Origin of the sequence: Mesorhizobium sp. M0227, assembly GCF_040321855.1 — a bacterium.
In the GTDB taxonomy this organism is placed as follows: domain Bacteria; phylum Pseudomonadota; class Alphaproteobacteria; order Rhizobiales; family Rhizobiaceae; genus Mesorhizobium.
The window spans coordinates 91,390-113,519 of sequence record NZ_JAMYSJ010000010.1 but is presented as its reverse complement, the minus strand read 5'-3'; the positions used below and the strand labels follow the sequence as shown (position 1 = coordinate 113,519).

The window sequence follows — 22,130 nt, the reverse complement described above, 5'->3', positions numbered from 1 at the left end:
GGAGTCCCCCTCCCGATCGACGCCCTCAAATAGCGCGGATAATGCCGCCGTCGACCCGGATGTTCTGGCCGGTGATATAGCCGGCGCCTTCCGAAGCCAGGAAGGCGATGGTCGCGGCGATCTCTTCCGAGGTGCCGTAGCGCTGCATCGGCACGCTGTCGCGGCGCTCCTCGGTGGCCGGCAGGCTGTCGATCCAGCCGGGCAGCACATTGTTCATGCGTACATTGTCAGCGGCATAGGTGTTGGCGAAGATCTTGGTGTAGGCGGCAAGCCCGGCGCGGAACACGGCGGACGTCGGGAACATCGGGCTCGGCTCGACCACCCAGGCGGTCGAGATGTTGATGATGGCGCCGCCCTTCTGCTTGACCATCTGCGGCGCCACGATGCGCACCGGACGGATGACGTTCAGCAGATAGACATCCATGCCGGTGTGCCATTGCTCGTCGGTGATTTCGAGGATCGGCGCGCGCGGCCCGTGGCCGCCGCTGTTGACCAGCACGTCGATGCGGCCAAAGCGCTCCAGCGTCAGGTCGACGAGGCGCTGCAGATCTTCATTGGATTGGTTGGAGCCGGTGACGCCGAGCCCGCCCAATTCCCCAGCCAGCGCCTCGCCTTTTCCGGAAGACGAAAGGATGGCGACCTTGAAGCCGTCCGCCGCCAGCCGCTTGGCCGCCGCCGCACCCATGCCGCTGCCGCCGGCCACCACCACAGCTACTTTTTCTACACTCATCGGATTTTCCTCTCAGGGTTGGCGGGCACCGCAAACGGTGTTTTCGGGAGTTGAACGTCGATATAGCTGGTTTTCCACACCGGTTCGAACCAGAATGCTTGAAATCAACCTGTAGAAAAACTCCTGCATGCCCGAAGCCTTCCTCAGCCTGCCGCCATTGAATGCGCTGCGCGCCTTCGAAGCCTCGGCGCGTCATCTCAACTTCCGCATCGCGGCCGAGGAGCTGAACGTCACTCAAGGGGCGGTCGCCCAGCACATTCGCGGGTTGGAAGCCGATCTCGGCACAAAGCTGTTCGAGCGGCTGCCGCGCGGCCTGGCGCTGACCGATGAGGGCCGCGCCTATGTGCCCAACATCCGCCGCGCCTTCGACCTGATCTCCGAGGCGACGCTGCTGTTGCGTCCCGAACCGGCGCGGCTGACGGTCAGCGTGACGCCAAGCTTCGCCACCAAATGGCTGATCCCGAGGCTGCACGACTTCGTCGCGCACAACCCGCTTGTCGACCTGCGCGTTCTGGCCAGCGAGAGCCTGTCGAGCTTCCAGGCCGATGGCGTCGACATCGCGGTGCGCCAGGGCCGCCCACCCTTCGGCGCCGGTCTGGTCGTCGACCTGCTGTTTCCCCAGCAGATCGTCGCCGTCTGCAGCCCGGCCTTGCTGCCGGAAGATGCTGCTGAAATCGCAGCCTCCGAAATCCAGCACCATGTGCTGCTGCACGATGCCCACAATCTGTGGCCGGAATTCATGGAGAAAGCGGTCGGCTTGAAGATGACGACCGAATTGAAACGGATGCGCTTCAACCAGACGGGCCTCGCCATCGACGCCGCCGTCGCCGGCCAGGGCATTGCGCTGGCCAGCCGCTTCCTCGTCGCCGCTGATCTCGCCACGGGCCGCCTGGTTCAGCCCGTCAGCGGCGAAATGCGCGGCACGCAGGATTTTTATGTCGTGATGCCGAGAAAGCAGCGGCACCCGGAGCCGACGCAAGCGGTGCGGCAATGGCTGCTGGATGCGGGGGAACGGCCGCCGGTCTAGATCGGCAGCAGGGCGTCGGGCTTCACATTGGCGATCGAGGCGTAGGTGTGCGTTTCCCGCACCCCGGGCAGCGGCAGGATGACCCGCTGCAAAAAATCCTGGAACATCGCCATGTCGGCGATGCGCGCCTTGACCAGATAGTCGAAGCCGCCGACCACCATGTGGCATTCGATGATCTCGGGCGCCCGCAGAACCGCCTCGGCGAAGCGGTCGAAGACATGCGGCGCCGTGTGGTCGAGCCGCACCTCGATGAAGACGAGCTGCGCCTGCCCGATCCGAGCAGGATCGAGCACCGCGCGCACGGCGCGGATGAAGCCTTCGGCGAACAGCCGCTTGACGCGCTGCGTCGCCCCGGTCGGCGACAGGCCGACCCGCCGCGCCAGATCGAGCGTCGTGCGGCGGCCGTCCTCCTGCAACAAACGCAGCAGCGAGCGGTCGATACGGTCGAGATCGTCCATTTCAGGATTCACGCTTTGTGAGCCGGGCACGCGTGATAGTCACGCCAAAATAACGAAAACAGCATATTTCATCACGCTGATAGATCGCAATACCGTTGTCGTGCAACCCATAACGAAAGCGGATTCCATGACATCAGCGATATCGACCTCCCGCAGCGCCCAGGCCAAGGGTGACACGCCGGTGCTCATCCTGAGCGAGGCCGAGGTGAAAACCTGCATCGACCTGCGCCAGCTTCTCGACGTGCTCGCCGGCGGCTTCAAGGCCTTGTCCGGCGGCAAGGTGGTCAATCCGGCACGGCCGCAGCTCGACATTCCGCAGGTCGGCTATTCGCTGGCGATGTCGGCATGGATGGCAGGCATGCATCTGACGGTGAAGATCGTCAACGTCTTCGAGGGCAACGTCGCCAGAGGCATCCCCAGCCACCTCGCCACCATCCATCTGTTCGATCCGCAGACCGGCATGCCGGTCTGCGTCATGGACGGCACCTACATCACCGCCGTGCGCACCTCCGGCTCCGCCGTGCTCTCGGTGCGTGAACTCGCCCGCCGCGACGCCAAGGTCGCGACGGTGGTCGGCGCCGGTGTGCAGGCCGGCCAGCATCTCAATCTTCTGCCGCTGGTGCGCGACTTCACCGAGATCCGCGTCGTCTCGAAGGAATTCGCCGATGCGCAGGCGCTTGCCGCGCAGCATCCCGGCGTCGTCGCCGTCGCCGATATCGAGGCCGCGGTGCGTTCGTCCGACGTCGTCTGCCTGGCAACGCATTCCTATGCGCCGGTGATCTCGGCCGACTGGGTGCGGCCCGGCACTCACATCTCATCGGTCGGCGTCGCCCCGCCCGGCGGCGAACTGCCGGTCGAGCTTATCGGCAGGGCCAGCCTGTTCGTCGAGACCAGGGAGGCCTTTGCCCCGACGCCGGTCGGCTCCTGCGAACTCGCTGACCTCGATCCGCAAACCGGAACCGAGCTCGGCGACATGCTGCTCGGGCGGCGGCCGGGACGGGTTAGCGCCGATCAGGTCACCGTCTACAAGGCCATGGGCGTTGCTATGGAGGACATGGTGGCGGCCGATCTCGCCTATCGCGAGGCGGTTCGGCGGGGAATGGGGCGTGTGGTTGCGATGTAGTGGGGGCTCAATTGTCGAAGCCAGCGCCGCCCGTCAATAGGATCGTCCTTCTCCCCGTTTACAGCAGGGCTATCGCATATGGATTCTTGCGAGGAAGAACCCCCACCCTAACCCTCCCCACAAGGGGGAGGGAATGCTGCCGCGTGCCTTTAATTCTTGTTGGCGCCGAAAAGACAGGCGATGCTTCTGGGTCAGCGCCAACGGAAGTCTCCCTTCCCCTTTTGGGGAGGGGTTAGGGGTGGGGGTCCGTGCCGGGCAGACATCTCAGGAATTCCATATGCGATAGCCCTGCCCTTGCGGGGAGAAGATGGCGGCAGCCAGATGAGGGGCGGCGCAGCCATCGAGAATGTTAGTCCCTACCCCTCCACCGTCTCCAGCACGCTCAGCAGCGTGCCTTCCATATCAGGCTCGTCGCCGGAGCAGACGCACAGCATCTCGGCGTCGCCCTCGCCGACCGAGAGGTAGGCATGACCCATGGTGGAATCGATGTAGACGCTGTCGCCCTGTTTCAGCCGCACCGGCGCGTACTGGTCGGTGTGCAGTTCGATCTCGCCCTTGAGCACGATCAAAAATTCCTCGCCGGCATGCCTGGTCAGCGGGCCGAATTCCTGCGGCGTGCGGGCGCGTGCATAGGCGTGGATCGGCACCATGCGCTTGCGCACCAGATCGGTGGCCAGATAGCGGTAGTCGTAGTTGCGGGTCAGCTGGCGCAGCGTGTTGGACTGCGAAGTCACCGAACGACGGGTGCGCGCGGCCGGCTGCTTGCGGTCGCCGCTGAGCAGCTCGGTGACATGGATGTTCAGCCCCTCGCAGATCTGCAGCAGCTTGTCGTAGCTCAGCGACATCTGGTCGTTCTCGACTTTGGACAGCGTCGACACCGCGACGCCGGTCAGCGTGCTGACCTCCTGCAAGGTCCAGCCATGCGTTTTCCTCAAGCCGCGCAGACAATCACCGAGGTTCGGTTGCTCCGACATCGTCAGCTCCGTTGCGCGGCCCATCGAGCCGCCAGTCCACCCTAGGTAGTCCAACTCTCTGCCGCCATCAACAACACCAACAATTTTCTTATACGCTAAATATTGACTGGATACGAAATTATTTCTACCCCTAGGGCATGCAATCCAAGTCTATCCAAAAAATCGTCGTCATCGGCGGCGGCATTGCCGGCCTTTCGCTGGCGGCTGCCGTGCAGCCCTGGGCCGAGGTCACAGTGCTCGAGCGCGAGCCGCATCTCGGCTATCACGCCAGCGGCCGCTCGGCCGCGCTGTTTTCAGAAACCTATGGCAATGCACTGGTGCGGGCGCTGTCGCTAGCCAGCCGACAGGCGATCATCGATGGCGGCTTCGCCGCCCACCGGCGCGGCGCGCTGCACGTCGGCGGTGTCGAAGACAGTGCAGCCGTCGACCGCATGGCGGCCGAGATGCAGGCACTGGTGCCGAGCGTACGGCGCCTGTCAGCAGCAGAAGTCACCGCTCTGGTGCCGGTCATCGCCACGGCAACCACTTGCGGCGGCGTGCATGAACCCGGCGCGCTCGATGTCGACACGGGAAAGATGCTTGCGGCTTCAGCCTCCGCGCTCAAGGCCGGCGGAGGCGTGATCCGCACCGGCGAGGAAGTGCTGGAGATTTCCCGCGTCGCAAACGGCTTCAGCGTCACCACCAGTGCCGGCGCCTACCAGGCCGACATCGTCGTCGACGCCGCTGGCGCCTGGGTCGATGTCGTCGCCGGGCTGGCCGGTCTCTCCGGTCTCGGCTTCCGGCCGAAGCGCCGCACCGCCTTCCTGTTCGATCCGCCCGCCGGCATGGACATCAGCGCCTGGCCGCTGGTGGTCGATTTGCATGAACAATTCTACTTCAAGCCCGATGCCGGCAGGCTGATCGGCTCGCTGGCCGACGAGACCGATTCCGAACCCTGCGACACCTATCCGGAAGACATCGACGTCGCCATCGCCGTCGACCGCATCGAACAGGCGACGTCGCTGCGCATCGGCCGTCCGTCGACGCCCTGGGCGGGCCTGCGCACCTTTTCGCCTGACCGCACGCCGGTCATCGGTTTCGACCCTCGCCTGCCCGGCTTCTTCTGGCTTGGCGGCCAGGGCGGCTACGGTTTCCAGGTGTCGCTGACGCTGGCGCGGCTGGGCTCAGTGCTGCTGCGCGGCCAGCCGCTGCCGGACGATCTCACGGCACGCGGTATCACGTCCGCCGCGCTTGCGCCCAACCGTTTCATCACCCCGGCGGCGACGCCATGAACTTCACCGGCCTGCCCTTCCCCCAACCCGTAAAGTGTCATCAGGAGCGTTTGCGATGAAATCCGTTCTGCGCGCAGTCCTTACCTCGTCCTTGCTGGCCTCGTCCGTCCTTCTTGGCGGACAGGCCTACGCCAAAACCTTGGTCTATTGCTCGGAAGCCAATCCCGAGACCTTCAACCCGGCGATCGGCACGGCGGACTCCACCATGGATGCCGCCGCCAAGACGATCTTCAACCGGCTGGTCGAGTTCAAGCCTGGCACGACCGAAGTCGGGCCGGCGCTGGCCGAAAGCTGGGAGGTCTCAGCCGAAGGCAAGATCTACACCTTCCACCTACGCCACGGCGTGAAATTCCAGTCGAACGACCACTTTACACCGTCGCGCGAGTTCAATGCCGACGACGTGCTGTACACCTTCAACCGCCAGCGCGACGCCAGCAATCCCTACCACAAGCTCGGCGGCGGCGCTTACGAGTATTTCAACGCACTGGGCATGGGCACGCTGATCGACAAGATCGACAAGGTCGACAAGGTCGACGACCACACCGTGCGCTTCACGCTGACGGCTGCCAATGTCACCTTCCTGCCCGGCATTGCGCTCGACTATCTCTCCATCCTGTCCCTGGAGCAGACCGAAAAGATGGTCGCCGCCGGCACGCCGGAACTGATCGATAGCGAGCCCGTGGGCACCGGCCCGTTCGTGCTGCAGGCCTATGTCCCCGACAGCCAGATCCGCTACGCCGCCAACAAGGATTATTGGCGCGGCGCGCCGAAGATCGACACTCTGGTCTTCGCCGTTACGCCCGAACCGACCACGCGCGTCGAGCGTCTCAAGGCCAATGAGTGCCAGGTCGCCGCCCCGCCCCCGCCAAGCGCCGTCGCCGATTTGCGCACCGATCCCGACATCACCGTGCTCGACCTCAAGGGCCAGAACATTGGCATTCTCGGCTTCAATGTCGAACATCAGCCGCTCGGCGATGTCCGCGTGCGCATGGCGCTGGCCAAGGCCGTCGACCGCAAGGCGATCGTCGACGCCGTCTATGCCGGCGCCGGCACGGTCGCCGGCAGCGTCGTGCCGCCGGCGCAGATCGGCGCCGTCACCGATGCCGGCATCGACTATGACCCGGATGGCGCGAAGGCGCTGCTGAAGGAAGCCGGCCACGAGAGCGACCTGAAAATCAGCCTGTGGGCGATGCCGGTATCGCGGCCGTACAATCCCAACGCCAAGCGCATGGCCGAGATGATCCAGGCCGACTGGGCGAAAGTCGGCGTCAAGGCCGAGATCGTCAGCTTTGAATGGGGCGAATATCTCAAGCGCACCGCGGCGGGCGAACAGGACGCCTACCTGCTCGGCGGCAGCAGCGACAATGGCGACCCCGACAACATGCTGAGCTACCTGCTGTCCTGCGACGGCGTGAAGGGCGGCTCCAACCGCTCGCGCTGGTGCGATCCGGCCTTCGAGAAGCTGCTGCAGGACGGCCGCGTCGCCGCCGATCCGAAACAGCGCGCCGAGATCTATGCCAGGGCGCAAGCGATCCTGAAGGTTGAGGTGCCGGTGGCGCCGATCGCCCATTCGGTGGTGGCGATCCCGATCCGCAAGAGCGTGCTCAACTACGTGCTCGACCCCTTCGGCCGGCAGAACTTTGCCGCTGTCGATATGGCGGAGTGAAGCTTGGCGACCCTGCCCTCGGGCTCGGCCCGAGGACGCACCGACATCATCTATGAAACCAGCAATTTAGCGGCGAAAGCAGAATCCATGTGTGAAGACCTGAACGCCCTCCTCAAGACCTATCTCACCGATGGCGCGGTAGGCGCATCACTCGCATACTCCACTGGCGCCGCACCAACCCCCCTGACCGCCGGCCTCGCCGACCGGGAGCATGGCATTGCCGTCTCGCCTGAACGCCTGTTCAAGATCGGCAGCTGCACCAAGACCTTCGTTGCCGCGGCCCTGGCCAAGCTCGCCCAGGACGGCAAGCTCGATCTCGGAGCGCCGATCTCCGGCTGGTTTCCTTACCTGCCGGAAGCAAAAGACATTTCGGTGCGCCAGTTGATCAACCACCGCAGCGGCCTGCCGGAGTTCGAATATTACATTCCGATGGATCCGAGCCGGCAATGGACGCCGCGGCAACTGGTCGACATCGCCTTCGCTTCCGACAAGCAGAAGGCGCCGGGCGGACCCGCCGTCTACAACAACACCGGCTATGTGCTGGCCGGCATGGTGATCGAGGCGGTGACAGGCCAGTCGCTGGGCGGCTATGTCAGAAGCGCGGTGCTGCAGCCGCTCGGCTTGGAGAATACCTGGTCGCCGGCCACCGAAGCCTTTCCGGAAAAGTCGATGGTGCGTGGCTACTACCACCGCCCCCCGCCGCCGGCGAATGCGCCCACCGACATCGCCTCCGGCGGCGAGATGTGGCGCGTGGACGGCGTGCTGCGCTACTCCGACGAATTGCAGGATTCTTCCGATTCCTTCCCGTTCGGCGCCGCTTATGGCTGCGGCGACATGGTGTCGACGCCGTCCGACATGGTGAGCTTCATGCGCGGTCTCTTTTCCGGCAGAGTGCTGTCGCCGCCGTTCTTCGCCGAGATGTTCGAACACCGCGTGCCAGCGAGTTTTCCGGGCACCCGCATGCGCGAGACCGGCGCCGGCATGTTCCAGAGCGACTACGCCAACCGCGCCTTTTACGGCCACCAGGGCAGTATCCCCGGCTACGTCGCCGTCATGCTGCATGACCCGATCTCAGAGCTGACCATCGCCATGACCAGCAATGTCGGCTCCGGCAACCGCCTGTCCTTCCAGGCCAGCGGCTTGCATCCGGTGGTGGATAAGGCGATCCAGATCATTCTGGAAAACTAGCCGCGAAAGATCGCCACGGCGGCAGCGATGATCGCCGCGTTATCCTTCGCCACAGTTCCATCGGCGAGCGTCTTGCCGTCTTCCAGGCCGACCCGTGTCGACCAGCGCTTGCGATACGCAAGCTCGACGAGGGGCCAGACAGTTGTGTCGACGCCATGCAGCAGGATCGACCGCCGCACCCCTGCGCGATCGAGCACCGTGGCGATGCCGTGTGCCTCGTCGAGTGCCACGGACAGATCCGGGATGTCGATCTCGATCAAGATGCGCAGCACCCGGTCGTGGTCGGGAAGCGCCACGAAGCGCTCAGCGTCGGCGACGGTGGCAAGCCCGGCCTCGATGCCGACGCCACGCTGGCGCAACAGCTCCATCACGCGAGGCGCATCCACCTCCGACAGATTGACCGATGCATAGTCGGGCAGTTCCCGCCAGCCGGAGATCGCCGCACGGGTCCGCTCGACATCGTTCTCGATCCAGGCGCCCGTCGACACGCCTATAAGCGTGCCCGGACAGGCCTGACGCACCGCCAGCACGGTGGCATCGACGGCCGCGAGGCTTTCGCGCCCGTCAAGGCCGCGCGGGTGGATGTGCAGTTCGGAGGCACCCGCGGCGACGCAGGCGGCGGCATCGCCGGCCATCGCCTCGGCAGTCAGCGGTAGCGCGGGATGGAAATCGCGCGGACGCGCGCCGTTGATGCAGGCCTGGACGATCATCGGTCTCACCTCGGACAAGGGAGCCGACAGTCTAGTCGCGCGGCAAGGCACCGCAAAGAGTTGGGTGGCGTCACTCCTGACAGCGCATCTGCCGCGCCCTGTTTCTGCGGCATTTGAATAAAAGCCGCTTGTGGATATTTACCCCGCGTTCCCTCGTCTCCGGCAAGGTCTTCTAGGGCGGGATCATGGAGGGACCATTGACCAGCGATTTTTCAGCCGCCCGCATCCACCTCGAACGCGCCTATCATTATCTGCAAGGCAACGACGAGACGAGTCGCACGGCCTGTGAAGCGCTCGATCTGTTGATCGAAGCGGTGACGGAGGCGCAGCACAGGCGACCCGAGGCTGGAGTGCTGGAGTTTCCGCAATCAACGGCGCGGCGAACCGGATAGACTGTGGCGAGTTTCAGGTCAGTCCGGCCTGGCCTGAAACTAGCCGCACCCGGATCACGATGCCTTGCGGGCCGCCGCTCCCTTGGTCGCACGCACGACAATCCGCTCCAGCGGCTCCGGCCGGTGCAGCAAAAATCCCTGGCCGAAGGCGACGCCCATGTCGCTCAACATGGCCAGCGTGTCCTGCCGTTCGATCTTCTCGCCGACCACGTCACAGCCGAGGCTGCGGGCGATGCTGGTGATGGCCAGCACGATCTCGCGGTCGAAACGGCTTTGCGTGATGTGCTCGATGAAGGAACCGTCGATCTTGATCGCGTCGACGGGGAACCGCCGGAGATATTCGAACGAGCTCATACCAGCGCCGAAATCATCGAGGCTGACTCGGCAGCGCCGCTCGCGCGCCTTGCGCACAAACTGTTCGGCGGCGTCGAAATTGGTGACGGCGGCGGTTTCGGTGATCTCGAAGCCGATGCCCGAATGCGGCGCCCCGGTTTCTTCTATGACGTTGTCCACGAAGTCCCAAAGCTGCGGGTCGCTCAGCGTCTGCGCCGACAGATTGAAGCCAAGCGTCAACGCCCCCGAACGCAAGGCGGCACCATGCCGCGACAGCGCGGTGCGGATGATCCAGCGGTCGAGCCGCGACGCGATGCCGAACCGCTCGGCCACCGGAATGAACTCGCCGGGTGGCACCAGCCGGCCGTTGCGGGCGGCGAGCCTGGCCAACACTTCGACATGGCGGCTTTCCAGCCAGGGACGGCCCAGCCGATGGATTTCCTGGCCAAACAGCTTCAGCCTCCCGTCTTCCATGGCATCGACCGTATCGGCGACGACGCGCGCCGCGTTGAGGCCACCCGAACCCGATGCCGTATCGGTGGAGAAGACGGCAAATCGGTTTCGCCCGGCGGCCTTGGCCGCGTAGCAGGCGTCGTCGGCGCAGGCCAGCGCGTCGGCCACCGTCGTGTTTGCATCATCGACGAAAGCGATGCCGATCGAGGCCGCCAGCTTGCGCGACGTGGCCGTCGATCCTAGTTCGGCATCGCGAACCGCTGCAAGTACCGCGTCGGCCAGCCGCCCGGCCTGCGCCGTATCGCAATTGGGCATCAGCAGCGCGAACTCGTCACCGCCCAGGCGCGCGGCATGCGCCGTCGGGGGAAGGCAGCCCAGAATGCCTTGGGCAACGCTTTTCAGTGCCAGGTCGCCGGCCGCGTGGCCGGCAAAATCATTGAGCGCCTTGAAGTAGTCGAGATCGACATAGAACACGGAGAGCGGCAGCCGCTGCGCGGCCGCGATATGATCGGCCAGCAGCCGGTCGAACGCGGCACGGTTCCAGAGACCGGTGAGCGCATCGTGGCGGGCCGCATAGGCAAGTTCCTGCTCACGCTGCTTGTCTTCGGTGATGTCGCGCACCGTGCCCAGGATCTGCCCCGCCAGCCGGCGGTCCGGGATTTGCGGGTCGGCGATGAAACGCAGCAGGGATTCTATGTGCCGGACCTCTCCGTCGCGTCGGACGATGCGGTATTGCACCGCGGTGACCTTGTCCGTTTCGAGCGGCACCAGATGTGCGCGCGACGCGGCCTCCTTGTCGTCCGGATGCAGATAGCCGAACCAGTGGTCGCGCTCGACTTCGGCGGTGTCGGAGACAAGTCCGAAAATCTCCCTGGTGCGTTCGTCCCAATAGCTTTTGCCGGTGGCGAGGTCGTGGTGCCAGATGCCGGTACCGCTGGCGGCGAGCGCCAGGCGGAAGCGCACATTGACCTGCTCGAGTTCGGCTTCTGCGGCTTTCTGCTTGGAGATGTCGGTCTGCACACCCATCAGCCTGAGCGGCTTTCCCATCGCGTCGCGCTCGACGACGCCGCCGCGATCGAGCACCCACACCCAGTGTCCCTGCTTGTGCTTCAGCCGCAATTCGGTCTCGATGGTGTCGGTCAGGCCGGCAATGTGGCGGTCGCCGCTGGCCAGCGCCCGCTCGCGGTCGTCAGGATGGGTCAGTTGCAGCCACAGGTCGCTGGTGTCGGCAAGTTCGCTCTCATCGTAGCCCAGCATCCGCGCCCAGGTCGCGGAATAGAAGCAGTCGCCGGTCACAAGATCCCAGTCCCAGACGCCAAGATGGGCGCGCTCCAGGGCCTTGGCCCAGAACGTTCCATTGCGACTTTTCTTGCCCTGACGCGCCATCGTCTGCTTCGCCTGCTCCACCGCGGGGCAATCTGCGGCAAAACCAGAGAAGAAACAGTTACCGCGGCGATGGCGGGCTGCTTTGTTGGCTCCCCGCCTGCCGCCTCTGCTCTTCGATTGGCCGGCAAGAACCGGAGTTTCGCATCGGCCGGATCTTCCTAGTCATGGCTCCAGGTCATCGGCCAATCCGATGATCCCGGATCATCGGCGGCGCCGATGAGCCCATGCAGAGACAAAGAGGGCGGCGCAACGCTTTCGTAAACAGACTCTTTGCCAACAGGCATCTATCGGTCTAATATTTGGAGATCTATTCGCACACAAGTGTAACCTGATGGTAATATATCGCCTGCGAAATAATCCAATTATTTTTCTGGACAACTGGCGGGATGTCCTTCGATGAGTGAGCACACAGGTCAGCACGGCAACAATCGCCGCCCAGCTGCCATCCTTGACCTCGACATCGCGACAACCAGGAGCGGCTGGCTGCTGGTTGCCTTGTGTCTGACCTATGCCGTGACCGCTGTTTGCCTGCAGCCGGACCGCTACCTGCATCTGGCGCAATCCTATGCCAAGCCGTTCGCCTTTTTCCTGCCCGCGCTTCTGGCGGCGGGCCTTGGTGTGGCGGGGCTGGCATTTGCCCGGCATGCGCCGACGAGGTTCATCCTCGGCGTACTCAGGCACCGCTGGCTTGCAGCCGCACCCGTCATCTTCTTGTTCTTTCTCGGCGTCACCGCATTCACCACCTTGAAGGTCGCCATCCCGGACATGGTGCCGTTCTACGCCGACCGCGCCCTGGCGGACCTCGATCTTCGGCTGCATGGCGCCGATCCCTGGACATGGGCGCACAGCATCGTTTCCGAACCGGTGTCGGTCGTCATTTTCGCCGGCTATGGTTATGGCTGGCTTCTGCAATGGTTCGGCGCCGTGCTCTTCGTCGCCTTCTGGAACAATCCGGTCGGGCGTTTGCGCTACCTATGGGCATTTGCGCTGACCACGATGCTGTGCGGCACCGTTCTTGCGACCCTGCTGTCGTCCGCCGGCCCGATATTCCACGACCAAATCTACGGCGGCGACCGGTTTGTCGCGCTGCAGGCCGCCCTGGCGCAGAAGGGCTACGGCGCGTCGGTCCATCTGTACGCCGATTATCTGTTTACAGCCTACCAGAGTGGCCGCCCGGAACTCGGCGGCGGCATCTCGGCCATGCCCAGCATGCATGTTGCGATCGCCACGCTCAACGCATTCTTCCTGACCCGATTCGGCCGCCGGTGGGCAACCGCCGGCTGGTCCTTCGCGGCCTTCATCCTGTTCGGTTCGGTTTACACCGGCTGGCACTATGCCGTGGATGGCTATCTCTCGATCCTTGTCGTGTCCCTGCTCTGGTATGTGACGGGACGCCTCGTCTTGCCGCCGCAAGCGAGCCGGGATACCGCCGAGGTGGGATTGGCGATCCCGGATCAAGCGGCATAAAGACCGTACCTGCCTGACGCCGCGAGGAGCGCCAGCGGCACGCACCTCCCCGGCTTTTCCTCGCCGAAAGCGGCCGCTGGGCCGGAGCTGCCAACTGTCGCGGAGGGCGACCAGGCGGCATTGACGCCGCCTGGCTTCATTGCTTACTGGCTCGGCGCCATCGTGTGTTCGCATGACACTTTCGGGTTCATGTCGGCGAAAGTGCCGGTCGGGTTGCCCCTCCAGGCCCAGACATGCAGTTCGTAGAATTCGCCCAGGCCATAGCGGTTGGGCGCGCTGTTGAAATTGAACAGCTGTCCGTCCAGCGACGCCGGCCCCTTCGAGGTGATGTATTCGACCGCCACCAGTTGCAGCGTGCCGTCGGCCATCGGCTCGTACATCACGGCCTCAGGCCGGGCGATATCGATCTTGTCGTCCTTCAGATATCCGCCGTTGACATAGTGGATGCCCATGGCGCCACCGGTGATGCCGCTGGCGCAGGGAATGGGCGCATAGCCCTCTGATGTAGCGGCCTTGACGTCGAGAAACCGGCTGTTGGCGGCCCGCACCTTGTCGGCCAGCGGATTGAGGCCGGCCACCGGCGCGGCGGCTTCCTGATGCGCCTGTGCGAAGGTGGTGCAGACAGCCAGCATGGCCCCGGCCATGGCAAGCTTATTGTGAAAGTTCGATATCATCTTCATTCCATTCTTCTTGAAAAAGCCCAGCTGGCCGGCCGCCGAAAATACGGAGGCCCGGCGGGCAAGCGCTGTGACTGTTGTTGCTTGGAGATCCCGAAATCGATGTGACGACTACCGGGAAGGATCATCCCTTCGGCAGATACGGGATCGTTCCAGCCAGATCGGTGTTGTCGATCATCTGGAAACGGCTGTCGCTACCGCCCCGACGGGCCGAAACGAAGGGCGCATAGGCCGGATCGTTGGCGAAGGCGCGGGCCGCCGCTTCCGACGGGAACGCCATCAGGGCGATCAGCGTGGTGTCGAGCGGCTTGCCTTCAAGCGTCTTCACATTACCGCTGCGCGACAGATATCTGCCGCCATGCTTGTGGACGAGGTCGTGCACCGATGCGGCGTAGGCCGGCACCCATTGCGGGTCGTTTATCTTGATGTCTGCGATAACGTAAGCGGTCATGGTAGTCTCCTGGTTGCGGCGCACAGGGTATCCCGTGCAACCGGCCAAAGGGCTCGCATGGCAAGGCGCTCGCCAACCAGTCCGCGATCTGTACTGGGGCAGTACAGTTTCCGTACTGGCCGCTTCATTCATGAAGGCCTAATGTTCGGCCAGGTTGGAGGGAGAGGCGCAATCATGAACCAGCACGGATACAAGCAATTCTGCCCGCTATCGATGGCCGCGGAGGTGCTGTGCACCCGCTGGACGATGGTGCTGATGCGCGAATTGGTGGCGGGTTCGACCCGCTTCAACGACCTGCGCCGCGGTGTCCCCAAAATGTCGCCAACCCTTCTGTCGCAACGGCTGAAGGAGCTTGAGATCGCCGGGATCGTCGAGCGCGGGGAGGTCCGGGGCGAGAAGGGGATCTTCGATTATCGGCTGACGGAGGCCGGCCGCGATTTGCGCCCAGTCGTCGAGGCGATGGGCTTCTGGGGGCAGAAATGGGTCGAGTCCCGGCTGTCGCTCAAGAACCTCGATCCGTCATTGCTGATGTGGGACATGCGGCGCAATTTGAACCCCTCGCCGCTGCCCGAGGGACGCACGGTGATACAATTTCTGTATCAGGACCTGCCGGCGTCCAAACGGTCATGGTGGCTGATCGTCGAGAAGCACGGCGAGGTCGATCTGTGCTGGTACGATCCGGGTTTCGACGTCGACCTTTACGTCTCGACCGATCTGCACACCATGACGGCGATCTGGATGGGACTGCTGACCGTCGAGAAGGCCGGCGCCAAGGTTGCCCTGACCGGCGACCAGGCCATTGGCAGGAAGATGCAGACCTGGCTCGGGCTCAGCCCGTTCGCGGTGGAGCCCAAACGCGCGGCTTAGGAGAGTGGGGCTCTTGGCAGGAAACGGGTGGCGAGGCCGGCTTTTGGCGGCTTCAATGCCGGCCATGTTCATCACCCTGGCGAAAAATCTGAAATCCGCGCCGCCGCAAATCGCCGACGATCCGCGCTGGGCGCGTATCGTTGCGCGCGACAAGTCGGCCGACGGCGCATTCTGGTATTCGGTGGCGACGACCGGCGTCTATTGCCGGCCTTCCTGCCCGTCGCGGCGCGCCAATCCGAAAAATGTGCAACTGCACGGCACGCTCGATCAGGCCAGGACAACCGGCTTTCGCCCGTGCCGGCGCTGCAACCCGGATGGCCCATCGCTCGAGGCCGGTAATGCCGCGATGGTCGCCGATGCCTGCCGCAGGATCGAGCAGAGCGAGGAAGAACCGTCGCTCGCTGAGCTGGCTGATGCCGCCGGCCGTAGCGCCGGTTATTTCCATCGTATCTTCAAGGCGGCCACCGGGCTGACACCGAAGGACTATGCCGCCGCGCACCGCGCCGCCCGGGTCGCCAGGGCCTGGAAGACGGCGCAAGCGTGACGACGGCGATCTACGATGCCGGTTTCAATTCAAGCGGACGTTTTTACGAGAAATCCACCGGGATGCTCGGCATGACGCCGACGCGCTATCGCGCCGGCGGCGCTGATGAAGAGATCCGCTTCGCCGTCGGCGAGACTTCGCTCGGCGCCATCCTGGTCGCGTCCAGTCAAAAGGGCGTCGCCTCGATCCTGCTCGGCGACGATCCCGACGCGCTTGTGCGCGACCTGCAGGACCGTTTCCCCAGGGCGCGGCTGATCGGCGGCGACCGCGACTACGAGGCGCTGGTCGCCCGCGTCGTCGGTTTCGTCGAGGCTCCGGCGCTGGGCCTCGATTTGCCGCTCGACGTGCGCGGCACCGCGTTCCAGCGGCGCGTCTGGCAGGCCTTGCGCGACATCCCCGCCGGCCGCACGGTTTCCTATGCCGAGATCGCGCAGCGCATCGGTGCGCCGAAGGCAACCCGCGCCATCGCCGCCGCCTGCGCCGCCAACAATCATGCCGTCGCCATTCCCTGCCACCGCGTGATCCGCAGGGATGGCGCCCTGTCCGGCTACGCCTGGGGCGTTGAGCGCAAGCGCGCACTGCTGGAGCGTGAGGCGGCGTCCGACAATGCCAACCGGTCAATTCGGGCCTGACCAGGACCGGCAATGCGCGCGATGGCAAGGTCTCCCACCACCGATGCGACCAGCCGGACCCAAGCTGTCGGCAGCCGGCGCGCCGAAGGCTCGAAGTTACTGGTGATGGCGGCCATTGGCGAGATGGTCGATCACGGCAGAGCCGAATGGAGCCGCACCGCGGCCGGCGAGATCGAGCTGCGGTTGTTGACGGGTGAGGTGTTTTTGCTCGGCGAGGTCGCTGTTACTCGTGTCGCGTAAAACGGTTCAAGTCAGTGCTCTACGGCGCCCCCCTCTGTCCGGCAGAGGGGGGGCGCCGTAGAGCACCTACCTTCGAAATTCGAATTTGAAAGCAAGCACCGGAGTGAGCGCGAGAAGCCGTCTCTGTAGGGTTCACGCACAGACAAAGGAGTAAACGCAATGAACCTCATGCAAACCCAAATGGCGCCACCGGCGAGCGTCCCCAATGCCTTCGACACCATAAGCTACGCCATCGGTGAATCCGCAATCGGCGACGTCCTGGCAGCGCGCAGCCAGATCGGCGTCTGCGCCATCCTGATCGGCTCGGACGCCGGCGCGCTGGAGCGGGACCTTGGCCATTGCTTCCCCGACAAGATACTGGTCGAGGACGAGGCCGCACTGCGCGACGATCTCGCGACAATCGCGCGCTTCATCCAAATGCCCGGCGTCGGCCTCGACCTGCCGCTCGACATGCGCCACGGCACGCCATTCCAGCAACAGGTTTGGGATGTGCTGCGCAGCATCCCGTGCGGCGCCACCATCACCTACACCGCGCTCGCCCGGCGTCTCGGCCAGCCGAACGGCGCCCGCGCTGTGGCGACGGCCTGTGCGGCCAACGCAATCGCGCTGGGCATTCCCTGCCACCGTGTCGTCCGCGCCGACGGCTCACTGGCCGGTTACCGCTGGGGTGTCGAACGCAAACGCGCCCTGCTCGACAAGGAGGCTACGATATGAATGCCCATGCCAAAATTGCCAGATCGGTGATCGAAGCCGCCGAGACACGCGTCGCCGGTTACGACTGGCCGGCCCTTGCCGCCGAACTCGACGGCTTCGGCTGTGCCGTGATCGAAAAGCTGTTGTCGCCCGAGGAGTGCCGGCGGATCGCCGACCTCTATTCGGATGAGAAATATTTCCGCAGCCACATCCATATGGCCAGGCACGGCTTCGGCAAGGGCGAGTACCGCTATTTCCGCTATCCCTTGCCCGACCTCCTGGGTGGCCTGCGCAGCGCGCTCTACCCCAGGCTGGCCGAGGTCGCCAATCGGTGGAACGAGCGCATGGGGCAGGCCATGCGTTATCCCGCGACGCACGCCGCGTTTCTCGATCAGTGCCATGCCGCCGGCCAGTCACGGCCGACGCCGCTGCTGCTGCAATATGTGCCTGGCGACTTCAACTGCCTCCACCAGGATCTCTATGGCGACCTCGCCTTTCCGCTGCAGGTGGCGATCCTGCTCTCCGAACCGGGCCGGGATTTCAGCGGCGGCGAGTTCGCCCTGACCGAGCAGCGCCCGCGCATGCAGAGCCGGGTCGAAGTGGTGTCGCTGCGCCAGGGCGACGCCGTTGTCTTCGCCGTCCACAACCGGCCGGTGCAGGGCACCAAAGGCAATTACCGGGTCAACCTGCGCCATGGCGTCAGCCGGTTGCGCTCAGGCATGCGCCACACGGTCGGGATCATTTTTCACGATGCGAAGTGACCAGGGAGAAGATGGAGGTCCCCCTCACCCCGCCGGCGCATAGCGGCTGACCACCATGCCACAGGCATAGGCCTTCGAGCCGAGTAGCCACAGGTTCCTAAAACCGCCCTGATCAAAAATCCGGCGGCCCGCACCCAGCACCGCCGGGTTGATGAAAAGCTGGAACTCGTCGACCAGCCCGGCCGCAATCAGCGCCGACGCGAAACCGGCGCCGCCGAACACCGCCATGTCGCCGCCCTCGCCCGCTTTCAGCGCATTGACTTCGCGCGGCAGGTCGCCGCTGACCACACTGGTGCGCTCCCAAGCCGGCTCCGAGGCCGATTGCCTGAGCTTGTTGCTGAGCACCACCTTGCGGGAGTCGACGATGCGCTGCGCAAAGGCGTAGAACGGATCGCGCGGAAACTTCTTCGCCGCATTGCCCCAATGGGTGAGATAGCCCTCCTGCGCCATCTTGCGGCTGAGCAGGATGGTATCGATGCCTGCGAAGACGGCGTTAAAGTCCTGCTTCAGCGCACCGTCCCAGGCGCTCTCGTCACCCCACTCCCAGAGCTGCCAGGAATGGTCCTCATTGGCGCCGACAAAGCCGTCGACCGACATCTGCATCTGCAGGACCAGCTTTTTCACCGTCATTCTCCTCAGGGCCATCGCAAAACAGTTTACATTTGGAACCGTTGACGCAAGGCCAAAATGATGTCAATAGTAAAGTGATTTAAAAATGGAACCATAGATGTCGACGCGCGAAAAGTCCGGCTGCCCGATCAACCTGTCACTCGAACTGATCGGCGACCGCTGGACGCTGCTCATCGTCCGCGACATGGTCTTCGCCGGGAAAAAGCACTTTCGCGAATTCCTGCAATCCGACGAAGGCATCTCCTCGCGCACGCTGGCCGAGCGACTGCAAACGCTTCAGGAGGAGGGCATCCTCACCCGAAGCGACGACCCGACGCATGGCTTGAGAACCGTCTACCGGCTGACCGAAGCAGGCATCGACCTCTTGCCGGTGCTGGCGACGCTCGGCGCCTGGGGCAGCAAGCACCGCAAGGCCGACGATAAGCTGGCCAGGATTGCCGACGAACTGGCGGCAGGCGGCGAAGCGGCGCTGGAAAGGATGAAAGCGGCGCTGCGAGCGGAGCATATTGTCTAGGCGGTTGCGTTCAGGCGGAACCGGCATGGCTGTTGCCGCACAAATCGCCCCTCCTTGACAATGATCCATCTTTGTTCTTTATTTGTTCCAATCTATCAGCAACTGCGGATGTGCGGTCGGGATGGAAACGACAGCCACCATCCTGCATGCCGATCTCGACGCTTTCTACGCCTCGGTCGAGCAGTTGCTCGATCCGTCGCTGCGCGGCAAGCCGATCGCGGTGGGCGGCGGTGTCGTGCTCGCCGCTTCCTACGAGGCCCGCGCCTTCGGCGTGCGCGGCGGCATGCCCGGGCGCAAGGCGCGCGAACTCTGCCCGCATCTGATCTTCGTCGGTGGCAATTTCAGCCATTACCAGCGGCTAGGCGACGCGGCGATCAAGGTGCTCGACGATTTTACGCCATTGGTCGAGCGCATCTCCATCGACGAGGCCTTTGCCGACGTTGCCGGCTGCACGCATCTGTTCGGCTCCCCACAGGAGATCGCCACGACGATCCGCAGCCGGGTACGCGCCGAACTCGGCCTGCCGATCTCGATCGGCGTCGCCCGCACCAAGCATCTGGCCAAGATCGCCTCGCAGGTGGCAAAACCCGATGGGCTGGTGGTCGTCGAACCCGGCAGCGAGCTCGCTTTCCTGCACGACCTGCCGGTCGGGCTGATGTGGGGCGTCGGCTCGGCGACCAAAGCGCGGCTGGCGGAAATCGGCGTCGAGACCATCGGCCAGCTGGCCAGGACGCGCAGCGGCGCGCTGACGCGGCTGCTCGGCCCCGCCGCCGGCGAAAAGCTGGCCGCATTGTCCTGGAACCGTGACCCGCGCAAACTGGAGACGAAGCGCCGCGCGCATTCCGCCGGCGCACAATCGGCACTCGGAGAGAAGCCTGCCGTAGCACGGGTCATCGTGCCCACTCTGCTGCATCTGGCCGACCGCGTCGCCAGCCGCCTGCGCGCCAAGGCACGGCCCGGCCGCACGGTGACCGTGCGTGTGCGCTTTGCCGATCTCAGCGCAGTCACACGATCGATCACGCTTGACCAGCCGATCTCGGCGACAACCATCCTGGCCGAGATCGCCGGCGACCTGGTGCGCGGCGTGCTCGCCGACCACCCGCATGACAAAACGATCTCGCTGCTGGCGATCTCGGTCTCGCACCTCGAGGAAAGCTTCGAGCTGCAACTCGAACTGCCGCTCGGCCTCGCCGATGAGAAACGCCGGCCCGGTACCAGGAAAGGCCTGGCACGCTTCGACGCCGACCGCGCCATCGACAAGATCCGCGAGCGCTTCGGCAAACAGGCGGTCGGCTACGGCACGGTGGCACTGGAAGCGGCGCGCTCGGTGCCGGATGAATTCAGGGAACTGGCGGAGAAGGAGCTGTGAAGCCAAGGCAAAGGCTATGGGCCGGTACGCGAGTAACGATGGACCCGAACGCCAGTGGAGCTTGCCCCGTGTCGTCGGCTTGCCCCGTGCCAGGGCTCGCAGGCTATGCCGTCATGGTCGGCATCGTGAGTCGGCCAATAGCCAGGTTCGCCCCTGCGGGCGGCCGTGCAGTTCGGGAACGCGGCAAGGTGCCTCAGCACCGAGAGAGGCGTATCAAACCGAATGCCGACGAAGCCATAGACGATATAGCCCGACAACAGAATGAACGGCGCGAACAAAGCCACCCATCTCAGCCTGCCAAGGCGGCGGTGATAGCGTGAAGGCCATCGCAAGAATGGCAGGAGCATCCCCGCCAACTCCCCCGTTGAAGTGCCCGAACCAGACTAGCGTCACCCAGGTAGGGTGGCAACAACGCCTATCTCCGAACGGTTCTCGCGTTCAGAGCGCGGCTATTTGAGTCGGATATCGACACTTTCAGTTCTACGCTTCGCCATCCCAATACCGCCTAACCCCGGCCATATCGAAAATGCCGTCGCGCCAACGCAAGGCGTCGACCGCCATCTTGTTGGAATCGGGATAGACGCAGACCTCGTTGGGGTTTTTCTCGCCGATCATCAGATAGCGGCACGGTTCCGTACCGCTGTTGAGGAAGGAATGCCCGACCGCCAGGCCGGCGGGAAAGCAGACATAATCGCCGGCCTTCATCTCGTGGCGCTCCTCGCCAAGCAGCAGCGTCACCTGCCCTTCCAGGATCAGCGCATGCTCTTCTTCCAGCATATGGTAGTGCCTGGGCGCCAGGCGCATGCCGGGGGCCGGCGCCTCGATCAGCACGCCGACATGGTAGTCGGGCCGTCCCAAGGCGGCACAGGTGAGGTGTTTGGACCGACCACCGAACCGCGCCCCCTCGCCTTCCTGTTTCCACTCGACAGCATCGCTGGCGACCGGCGGGATCGGCGCGGCCGGGGCCTTGGTGACACCGGCCGTCACATCCGACGGCAACGGATCGCCGGCGGCGAGGCCGGTGCTCTCACCGTCCCAGTAGGTTCGGGTCGCCGCGAGATCGAAGATCGCACGGCTGCCCAAGGCGCGCACCAGCACCTTGTTGGAGGCGGTGTAGACGACAACGTCGTTCGGGTTGCGCTCGCCGACGAGGACGTAGCGGCAGGGTGCGTCGCTGGTGTTGATGAGGCAATGCCCCGCCGCTGCACCTGCCGGAAAGCAGATGTAGTCGCCGGCCTTCATGGCGTAGGCGGCGTCGCCGACATGCGCGGTAAGCATCCCCTCGAGGATGAAGACATGCTCTTCCTCGAAAATATGGTAATGCGCCGGCGAAGTCTGCTTGCCCGCCGGCAACTCCTCGATCGCCACGCCGACATGGTAGTTTTCGCCAAGCGCGGCCAGCGACAAATGCCGATAGCGCACGCCGAAGCGCGGCACATCGGACCATTCCGTCCACGGCACCTCATCCGATGCGAATGGCACGGGCGCTTTCTCGTCAGCCATTGGGGCCTCCTGATCCTGTCGCCCTGCCCTCGTCGCAAGCCCCAGGAGGGTCTACGACAGAACAAAGCTGC

The 22,130-nt window shown here is 64.5% G+C and carries 23 protein-coding genes and 1 pseudogene; 14 read left to right on the top strand and 10 right to left on the bottom strand.

What is annotated here, in order from left to right; genetic code table 11:
• Positions 1-25: 25 nt before the first annotated feature.
• The gene (locus NKJ00_RS16165) at positions 26-730 is read right to left on the bottom strand and encodes an SDR family oxidoreductase (RefSeq protein WP_023813851.1); all 705 of its coding nucleotides are present in this window, start codon (positions 728-730) and stop codon (positions 26-28) included.
• 127 nt (positions 731-857) lie between these two features.
• Here NKJ00_RS16165 and gcvA point away from each other — a divergent pair, with 127 nt between their 5' ends.
• Positions 858-1,757, top strand: a complete 900-nt coding sequence (gcvA, locus tag NKJ00_RS16160; RefSeq protein ID WP_352611178.1) for a transcriptional regulator GcvA — start codon at positions 858-860, stop codon at positions 1,755-1,757.
• On the opposite strand, the gene NKJ00_RS16155 is transcribed toward gcvA, so the two are convergent.
• Positions 1,754-2,215 carry an Lrp/AsnC ligand binding domain-containing protein gene (locus NKJ00_RS16155; RefSeq protein WP_023813853.1) on the bottom strand — a complete coding sequence of 154 codons (462 nt, stop codon included), beginning with the start codon at positions 2,213-2,215 and terminating at the stop codon, positions 1,754-1,756. The genes gcvA and NKJ00_RS16155 overlap by 4 nt on opposite strands.
• 127 nt (positions 2,216-2,342) lie before the next feature.
• Here NKJ00_RS16155 and NKJ00_RS16150 point away from each other — a divergent pair, with 127 nt between their 5' ends.
• On the top strand, positions 2,343-3,338 hold the full coding sequence (locus NKJ00_RS16150) for an ornithine cyclodeaminase family protein (RefSeq protein ID WP_023813854.1): 996 nt from the start codon (positions 2,343-2,345) through the stop codon (positions 3,336-3,338).
• 356 nt (positions 3,339-3,694) lie between these two features.
• On the opposite strand, the gene NKJ00_RS16145 is transcribed toward NKJ00_RS16150, so the two are convergent.
• A complete protein-coding gene (locus NKJ00_RS16145) occupies positions 3,695-4,312 on the bottom strand; it encodes a helix-turn-helix domain-containing protein (protein WP_128306018.1) in 618 nt (205 codons plus the stop codon).
• A gap of 137 nt (positions 4,313-4,449) precedes the next feature.
• Here NKJ00_RS16145 and NKJ00_RS16140 point away from each other — a divergent pair, with 137 nt between their 5' ends.
• From NKJ00_RS16140 to NKJ00_RS16130, 3 genes are read left to right on the top strand one after another with little or no spacing between them, the layout of a single operon-like run.
• Positions 4,450-5,583: an NAD(P)/FAD-dependent oxidoreductase gene (locus NKJ00_RS16140; protein ID WP_128306019.1), complete on the top strand. Its 1,134-nt coding sequence runs from the start codon at positions 4,450-4,452 to the stop codon at positions 5,581-5,583.
• A gap of 55 nt (positions 5,584-5,638) precedes the next feature.
• The gene (locus NKJ00_RS16135; RefSeq protein ID WP_352630364.1) at positions 5,639-7,249 is read left to right on the top strand and encodes an ABC transporter substrate-binding protein; all 1,611 of its coding nucleotides are present in this window, start codon (positions 5,639-5,641) and stop codon (positions 7,247-7,249) included.
• Positions 7,250-7,252: 3 nt separating this feature from the next.
• Complete coding sequence (locus NKJ00_RS16130) at positions 7,253-8,437, top strand: serine hydrolase domain-containing protein (protein WP_352611175.1); 1,185 nt, start codon at positions 7,253-7,255, stop codon at positions 8,435-8,437.
• Here NKJ00_RS16130 and NKJ00_RS16125 read toward each other — a convergent pair.
• Positions 8,434-9,147, bottom strand: coding sequence for a 3-keto-5-aminohexanoate cleavage protein (locus NKJ00_RS16125; protein WP_352441261.1), 714 nt, complete (start codon positions 9,145-9,147; stop codon positions 8,434-8,436). The two genes, NKJ00_RS16130 and NKJ00_RS16125, sit on opposite strands and share 4 nt — an antisense overlap.
• A 197-nt stretch (positions 9,148-9,344) precedes the next feature.
• On the opposite strand from NKJ00_RS16125, the gene NKJ00_RS16120 reads away from it, so the two are divergent.
• Positions 9,345-9,539 (top strand): hypothetical protein, encoded by a 195-nt coding sequence (locus NKJ00_RS16120; RefSeq protein WP_023813860.1) that lies wholly within the window; start codon positions 9,345-9,347, stop codon positions 9,537-9,539.
• A gap of 54 nt (positions 9,540-9,593) precedes the next feature.
• Here NKJ00_RS16120 and NKJ00_RS16115 read toward each other — a convergent pair whose 3' ends face one another.
• A complete protein-coding gene (locus NKJ00_RS16115; protein WP_352630362.1) occupies positions 9,594-11,711 on the bottom strand; it encodes an EAL domain-containing protein in 2,118 nt (705 codons plus the stop codon).
• 396 nt (positions 11,712-12,107) lie between these two features.
• Between NKJ00_RS16115 and NKJ00_RS16110 the strand changes: the two genes are divergently transcribed.
• Complete coding sequence (locus NKJ00_RS16110) at positions 12,108-13,178, top strand: phosphatase PAP2 family protein (RefSeq protein ID WP_352611173.1); 1,071 nt, start codon at positions 12,108-12,110, stop codon at positions 13,176-13,178.
• A 143-nt stretch (positions 13,179-13,321) separates the two neighbouring features.
• Here the strand turns inward: NKJ00_RS16110 and NKJ00_RS16105 are convergent, their stop codons facing one another.
• Complete coding sequence (locus tag NKJ00_RS16105) at positions 13,322-13,822, bottom strand: hypothetical protein (RefSeq protein ID WP_502895816.1); 501 nt, start codon at positions 13,820-13,822, stop codon at positions 13,322-13,324.
• Between the two features lie 157 nt (positions 13,823-13,979).
• Positions 13,980-14,306 (bottom strand): DUF1330 domain-containing protein, encoded by a 327-nt coding sequence (locus NKJ00_RS16100; RefSeq protein WP_352611171.1) that lies wholly within the window; start codon positions 14,304-14,306, stop codon positions 13,980-13,982.
• Positions 14,307-14,480: 174 nt separating this feature from the next.
• Between NKJ00_RS16100 and NKJ00_RS16095 the strand changes: the two genes are divergently transcribed.
• The 5 genes and pseudogenes from NKJ00_RS16095 (at position 14,481) to NKJ00_RS16075 (ending at position 18,043) form a co-directional block, all read left to right on the top strand.
• A complete protein-coding gene (locus NKJ00_RS16095; RefSeq protein WP_127297522.1) occupies positions 14,481-15,173 on the top strand; it encodes a winged helix-turn-helix transcriptional regulator in 693 nt (230 codons plus the stop codon).
• Between the two features lie 64 nt (positions 15,174-15,237).
• A pseudogene (gene ada, locus NKJ00_RS16090) lies at positions 15,238-16,349 on the top strand (bifunctional DNA-binding transcriptional regulator/O6-methylguanine-DNA methyltransferase Ada).
• A 12-nt stretch (positions 16,350-16,361) separates the two neighbouring features.
• Complete coding sequence (locus tag NKJ00_RS16085; RefSeq protein ID WP_352611169.1) at positions 16,362-16,589, top strand: hypothetical protein; 228 nt, start codon at positions 16,362-16,364, stop codon at positions 16,587-16,589.
• Positions 16,590-16,748: 159 nt separating this feature from the next.
• Positions 16,749-17,303 (top strand): methylated-DNA--[protein]-cysteine S-methyltransferase, encoded by a 555-nt coding sequence (locus NKJ00_RS16080; protein WP_352611167.1) that lies wholly within the window; start codon positions 16,749-16,751, stop codon positions 17,301-17,303.
• The gene (locus NKJ00_RS16075) at positions 17,300-18,043 is read left to right on the top strand and encodes a 2OG-Fe(II) oxygenase (protein ID WP_023813869.1); all 744 of its coding nucleotides are present in this window, start codon (positions 17,300-17,302) and stop codon (positions 18,041-18,043) included. The genes NKJ00_RS16080 and NKJ00_RS16075 overlap by 4 nt, the downstream gene beginning before the upstream one ends.
• 24 nt (positions 18,044-18,067) lie before the next feature.
• Here the strand turns inward: NKJ00_RS16075 and NKJ00_RS16070 are convergent, their stop codons facing one another.
• Positions 18,068-18,667 carry a dihydrofolate reductase family protein gene (locus NKJ00_RS16070; protein ID WP_352611165.1) on the bottom strand — a complete coding sequence of 200 codons (600 nt, stop codon included), beginning with the start codon at positions 18,665-18,667 and terminating at the stop codon, positions 18,068-18,070.
• Between the two features lie 103 nt (positions 18,668-18,770).
• Here NKJ00_RS16070 and NKJ00_RS16065 point away from each other — a divergent pair, with 103 nt between their 5' ends.
• Both NKJ00_RS16065 and dinB read left to right on the top strand, forming a co-directional pair.
• A complete protein-coding gene (locus NKJ00_RS16065; RefSeq protein ID WP_023813870.1) occupies positions 18,771-19,187 on the top strand; it encodes a winged helix-turn-helix transcriptional regulator in 417 nt (138 codons plus the stop codon).
• A 121-nt stretch (positions 19,188-19,308) separates the two neighbouring features.
• Positions 19,309-20,556 (top strand): DNA polymerase IV, encoded by a 1,248-nt coding sequence (dinB, locus tag NKJ00_RS16060; RefSeq protein ID WP_352611163.1) that lies wholly within the window; start codon positions 19,309-19,311, stop codon positions 20,554-20,556.
• Between the two features lie 14 nt (positions 20,557-20,570).
• Here dinB and NKJ00_RS16055 read toward each other — a convergent pair whose 3' ends face one another.
• Positions 20,571-20,903 carry an excalibur calcium-binding domain-containing protein gene (locus tag NKJ00_RS16055; RefSeq protein ID WP_128305750.1) on the bottom strand — a complete coding sequence of 111 codons (333 nt, stop codon included), beginning with the start codon at positions 20,901-20,903 and terminating at the stop codon, positions 20,571-20,573.
• 133 nt (positions 20,904-21,036) lie between these two features.
• The gene (locus NKJ00_RS16050) at positions 21,037-22,059 is read right to left on the bottom strand and encodes a cupin domain-containing protein (RefSeq protein ID WP_352630360.1); all 1,023 of its coding nucleotides are present in this window, start codon (positions 22,057-22,059) and stop codon (positions 21,037-21,039) included.
• Positions 22,060-22,130 lie beyond the last annotated feature (71 nt).

Excerpts from the sequence above, each read along its gene's own strand:
- NKJ00_RS16165 (WP_023813851.1), bottom strand. The coding sequence starts at position 730 with ATGAGTGTAGAAAAAGTAGCTGTGGTGGTGGCCGGCGGCAGCGGCATG.
- gcvA (WP_352611178.1), top strand. The coding sequence starts at position 858 with ATGCCCGAAGCCTTCCTCAGCCTGCCGCCATTGAATGCGCTGCGCGCC.
- NKJ00_RS16155 (WP_023813853.1), bottom strand. The coding sequence starts at position 2,215 with ATGGACGATCTCGACCGTATCGACCGCTCGCTGCTGCGTTTGTTGCAG.
- NKJ00_RS16150 (WP_023813854.1), top strand. The coding sequence starts at position 2,343 with ATGACATCAGCGATATCGACCTCCCGCAGCGCCCAGGCCAAGGGTGAC.
- NKJ00_RS16145 (WP_128306018.1), bottom strand. The coding sequence starts at position 4,312 with ATGTCGGAGCAACCGAACCTCGGTGATTGTCTGCGCGGCTTGAGGAAA.
- NKJ00_RS16140 (WP_128306019.1), top strand. The coding sequence starts at position 4,450 with ATGCAATCCAAGTCTATCCAAAAAATCGTCGTCATCGGCGGCGGCATT.
- NKJ00_RS16135 (WP_352630364.1), top strand. The coding sequence starts at position 5,639 with ATGAAATCCGTTCTGCGCGCAGTCCTTACCTCGTCCTTGCTGGCCTCG.
- NKJ00_RS16125 (WP_352441261.1), bottom strand. The coding sequence starts at position 9,147 with ATGATCGTCCAGGCCTGCATCAACGGCGCGCGTCCGCGCGATTTCCAT.
- NKJ00_RS16115 (WP_352630362.1), bottom strand. The coding sequence starts at position 11,711 with ATGGCGCGTCAGGGCAAGAAAAGTCGCAATGGAACGTTCTGGGCCAAG.
- NKJ00_RS16110 (WP_352611173.1), top strand. The coding sequence starts at position 12,108 with ATGAGTGAGCACACAGGTCAGCACGGCAACAATCGCCGCCCAGCTGCC.
- NKJ00_RS16105 (WP_502895816.1), bottom strand. The coding sequence starts at position 13,822 with ATGGCCGGGGCCATGCTGGCTGTCTGCACCACCTTCGCACAGGCGCAT.
- NKJ00_RS16100 (WP_352611171.1), bottom strand. The coding sequence starts at position 14,306 with ATGACCGCTTACGTTATCGCAGACATCAAGATAAACGACCCGCAATGG.
- NKJ00_RS16095 (WP_127297522.1), top strand. The coding sequence starts at position 14,481 with ATGAACCAGCACGGATACAAGCAATTCTGCCCGCTATCGATGGCCGCG.
- NKJ00_RS16085 (WP_352611169.1), top strand. The coding sequence starts at position 16,362 with ATGCGCGCGATGGCAAGGTCTCCCACCACCGATGCGACCAGCCGGACC.
- NKJ00_RS16080 (WP_352611167.1), top strand. The coding sequence starts at position 16,749 with ATGAACCTCATGCAAACCCAAATGGCGCCACCGGCGAGCGTCCCCAAT.
- NKJ00_RS16075 (WP_023813869.1), top strand. The coding sequence starts at position 17,300 with ATGAATGCCCATGCCAAAATTGCCAGATCGGTGATCGAAGCCGCCGAG.
- NKJ00_RS16065 (WP_023813870.1), top strand. The coding sequence starts at position 18,771 with ATGTCGACGCGCGAAAAGTCCGGCTGCCCGATCAACCTGTCACTCGAA.
- dinB (WP_352611163.1), top strand. The coding sequence starts at position 19,309 with ATGGAAACGACAGCCACCATCCTGCATGCCGATCTCGACGCTTTCTAC.
- NKJ00_RS16055 (WP_128305750.1), bottom strand. The coding sequence starts at position 20,903 with ATGCTCCTGCCATTCTTGCGATGGCCTTCACGCTATCACCGCCGCCTT.
- NKJ00_RS16050 (WP_352630360.1), bottom strand. The coding sequence starts at position 22,059 with ATGGCTGACGAGAAAGCGCCCGTGCCATTCGCATCGGATGAGGTGCCG.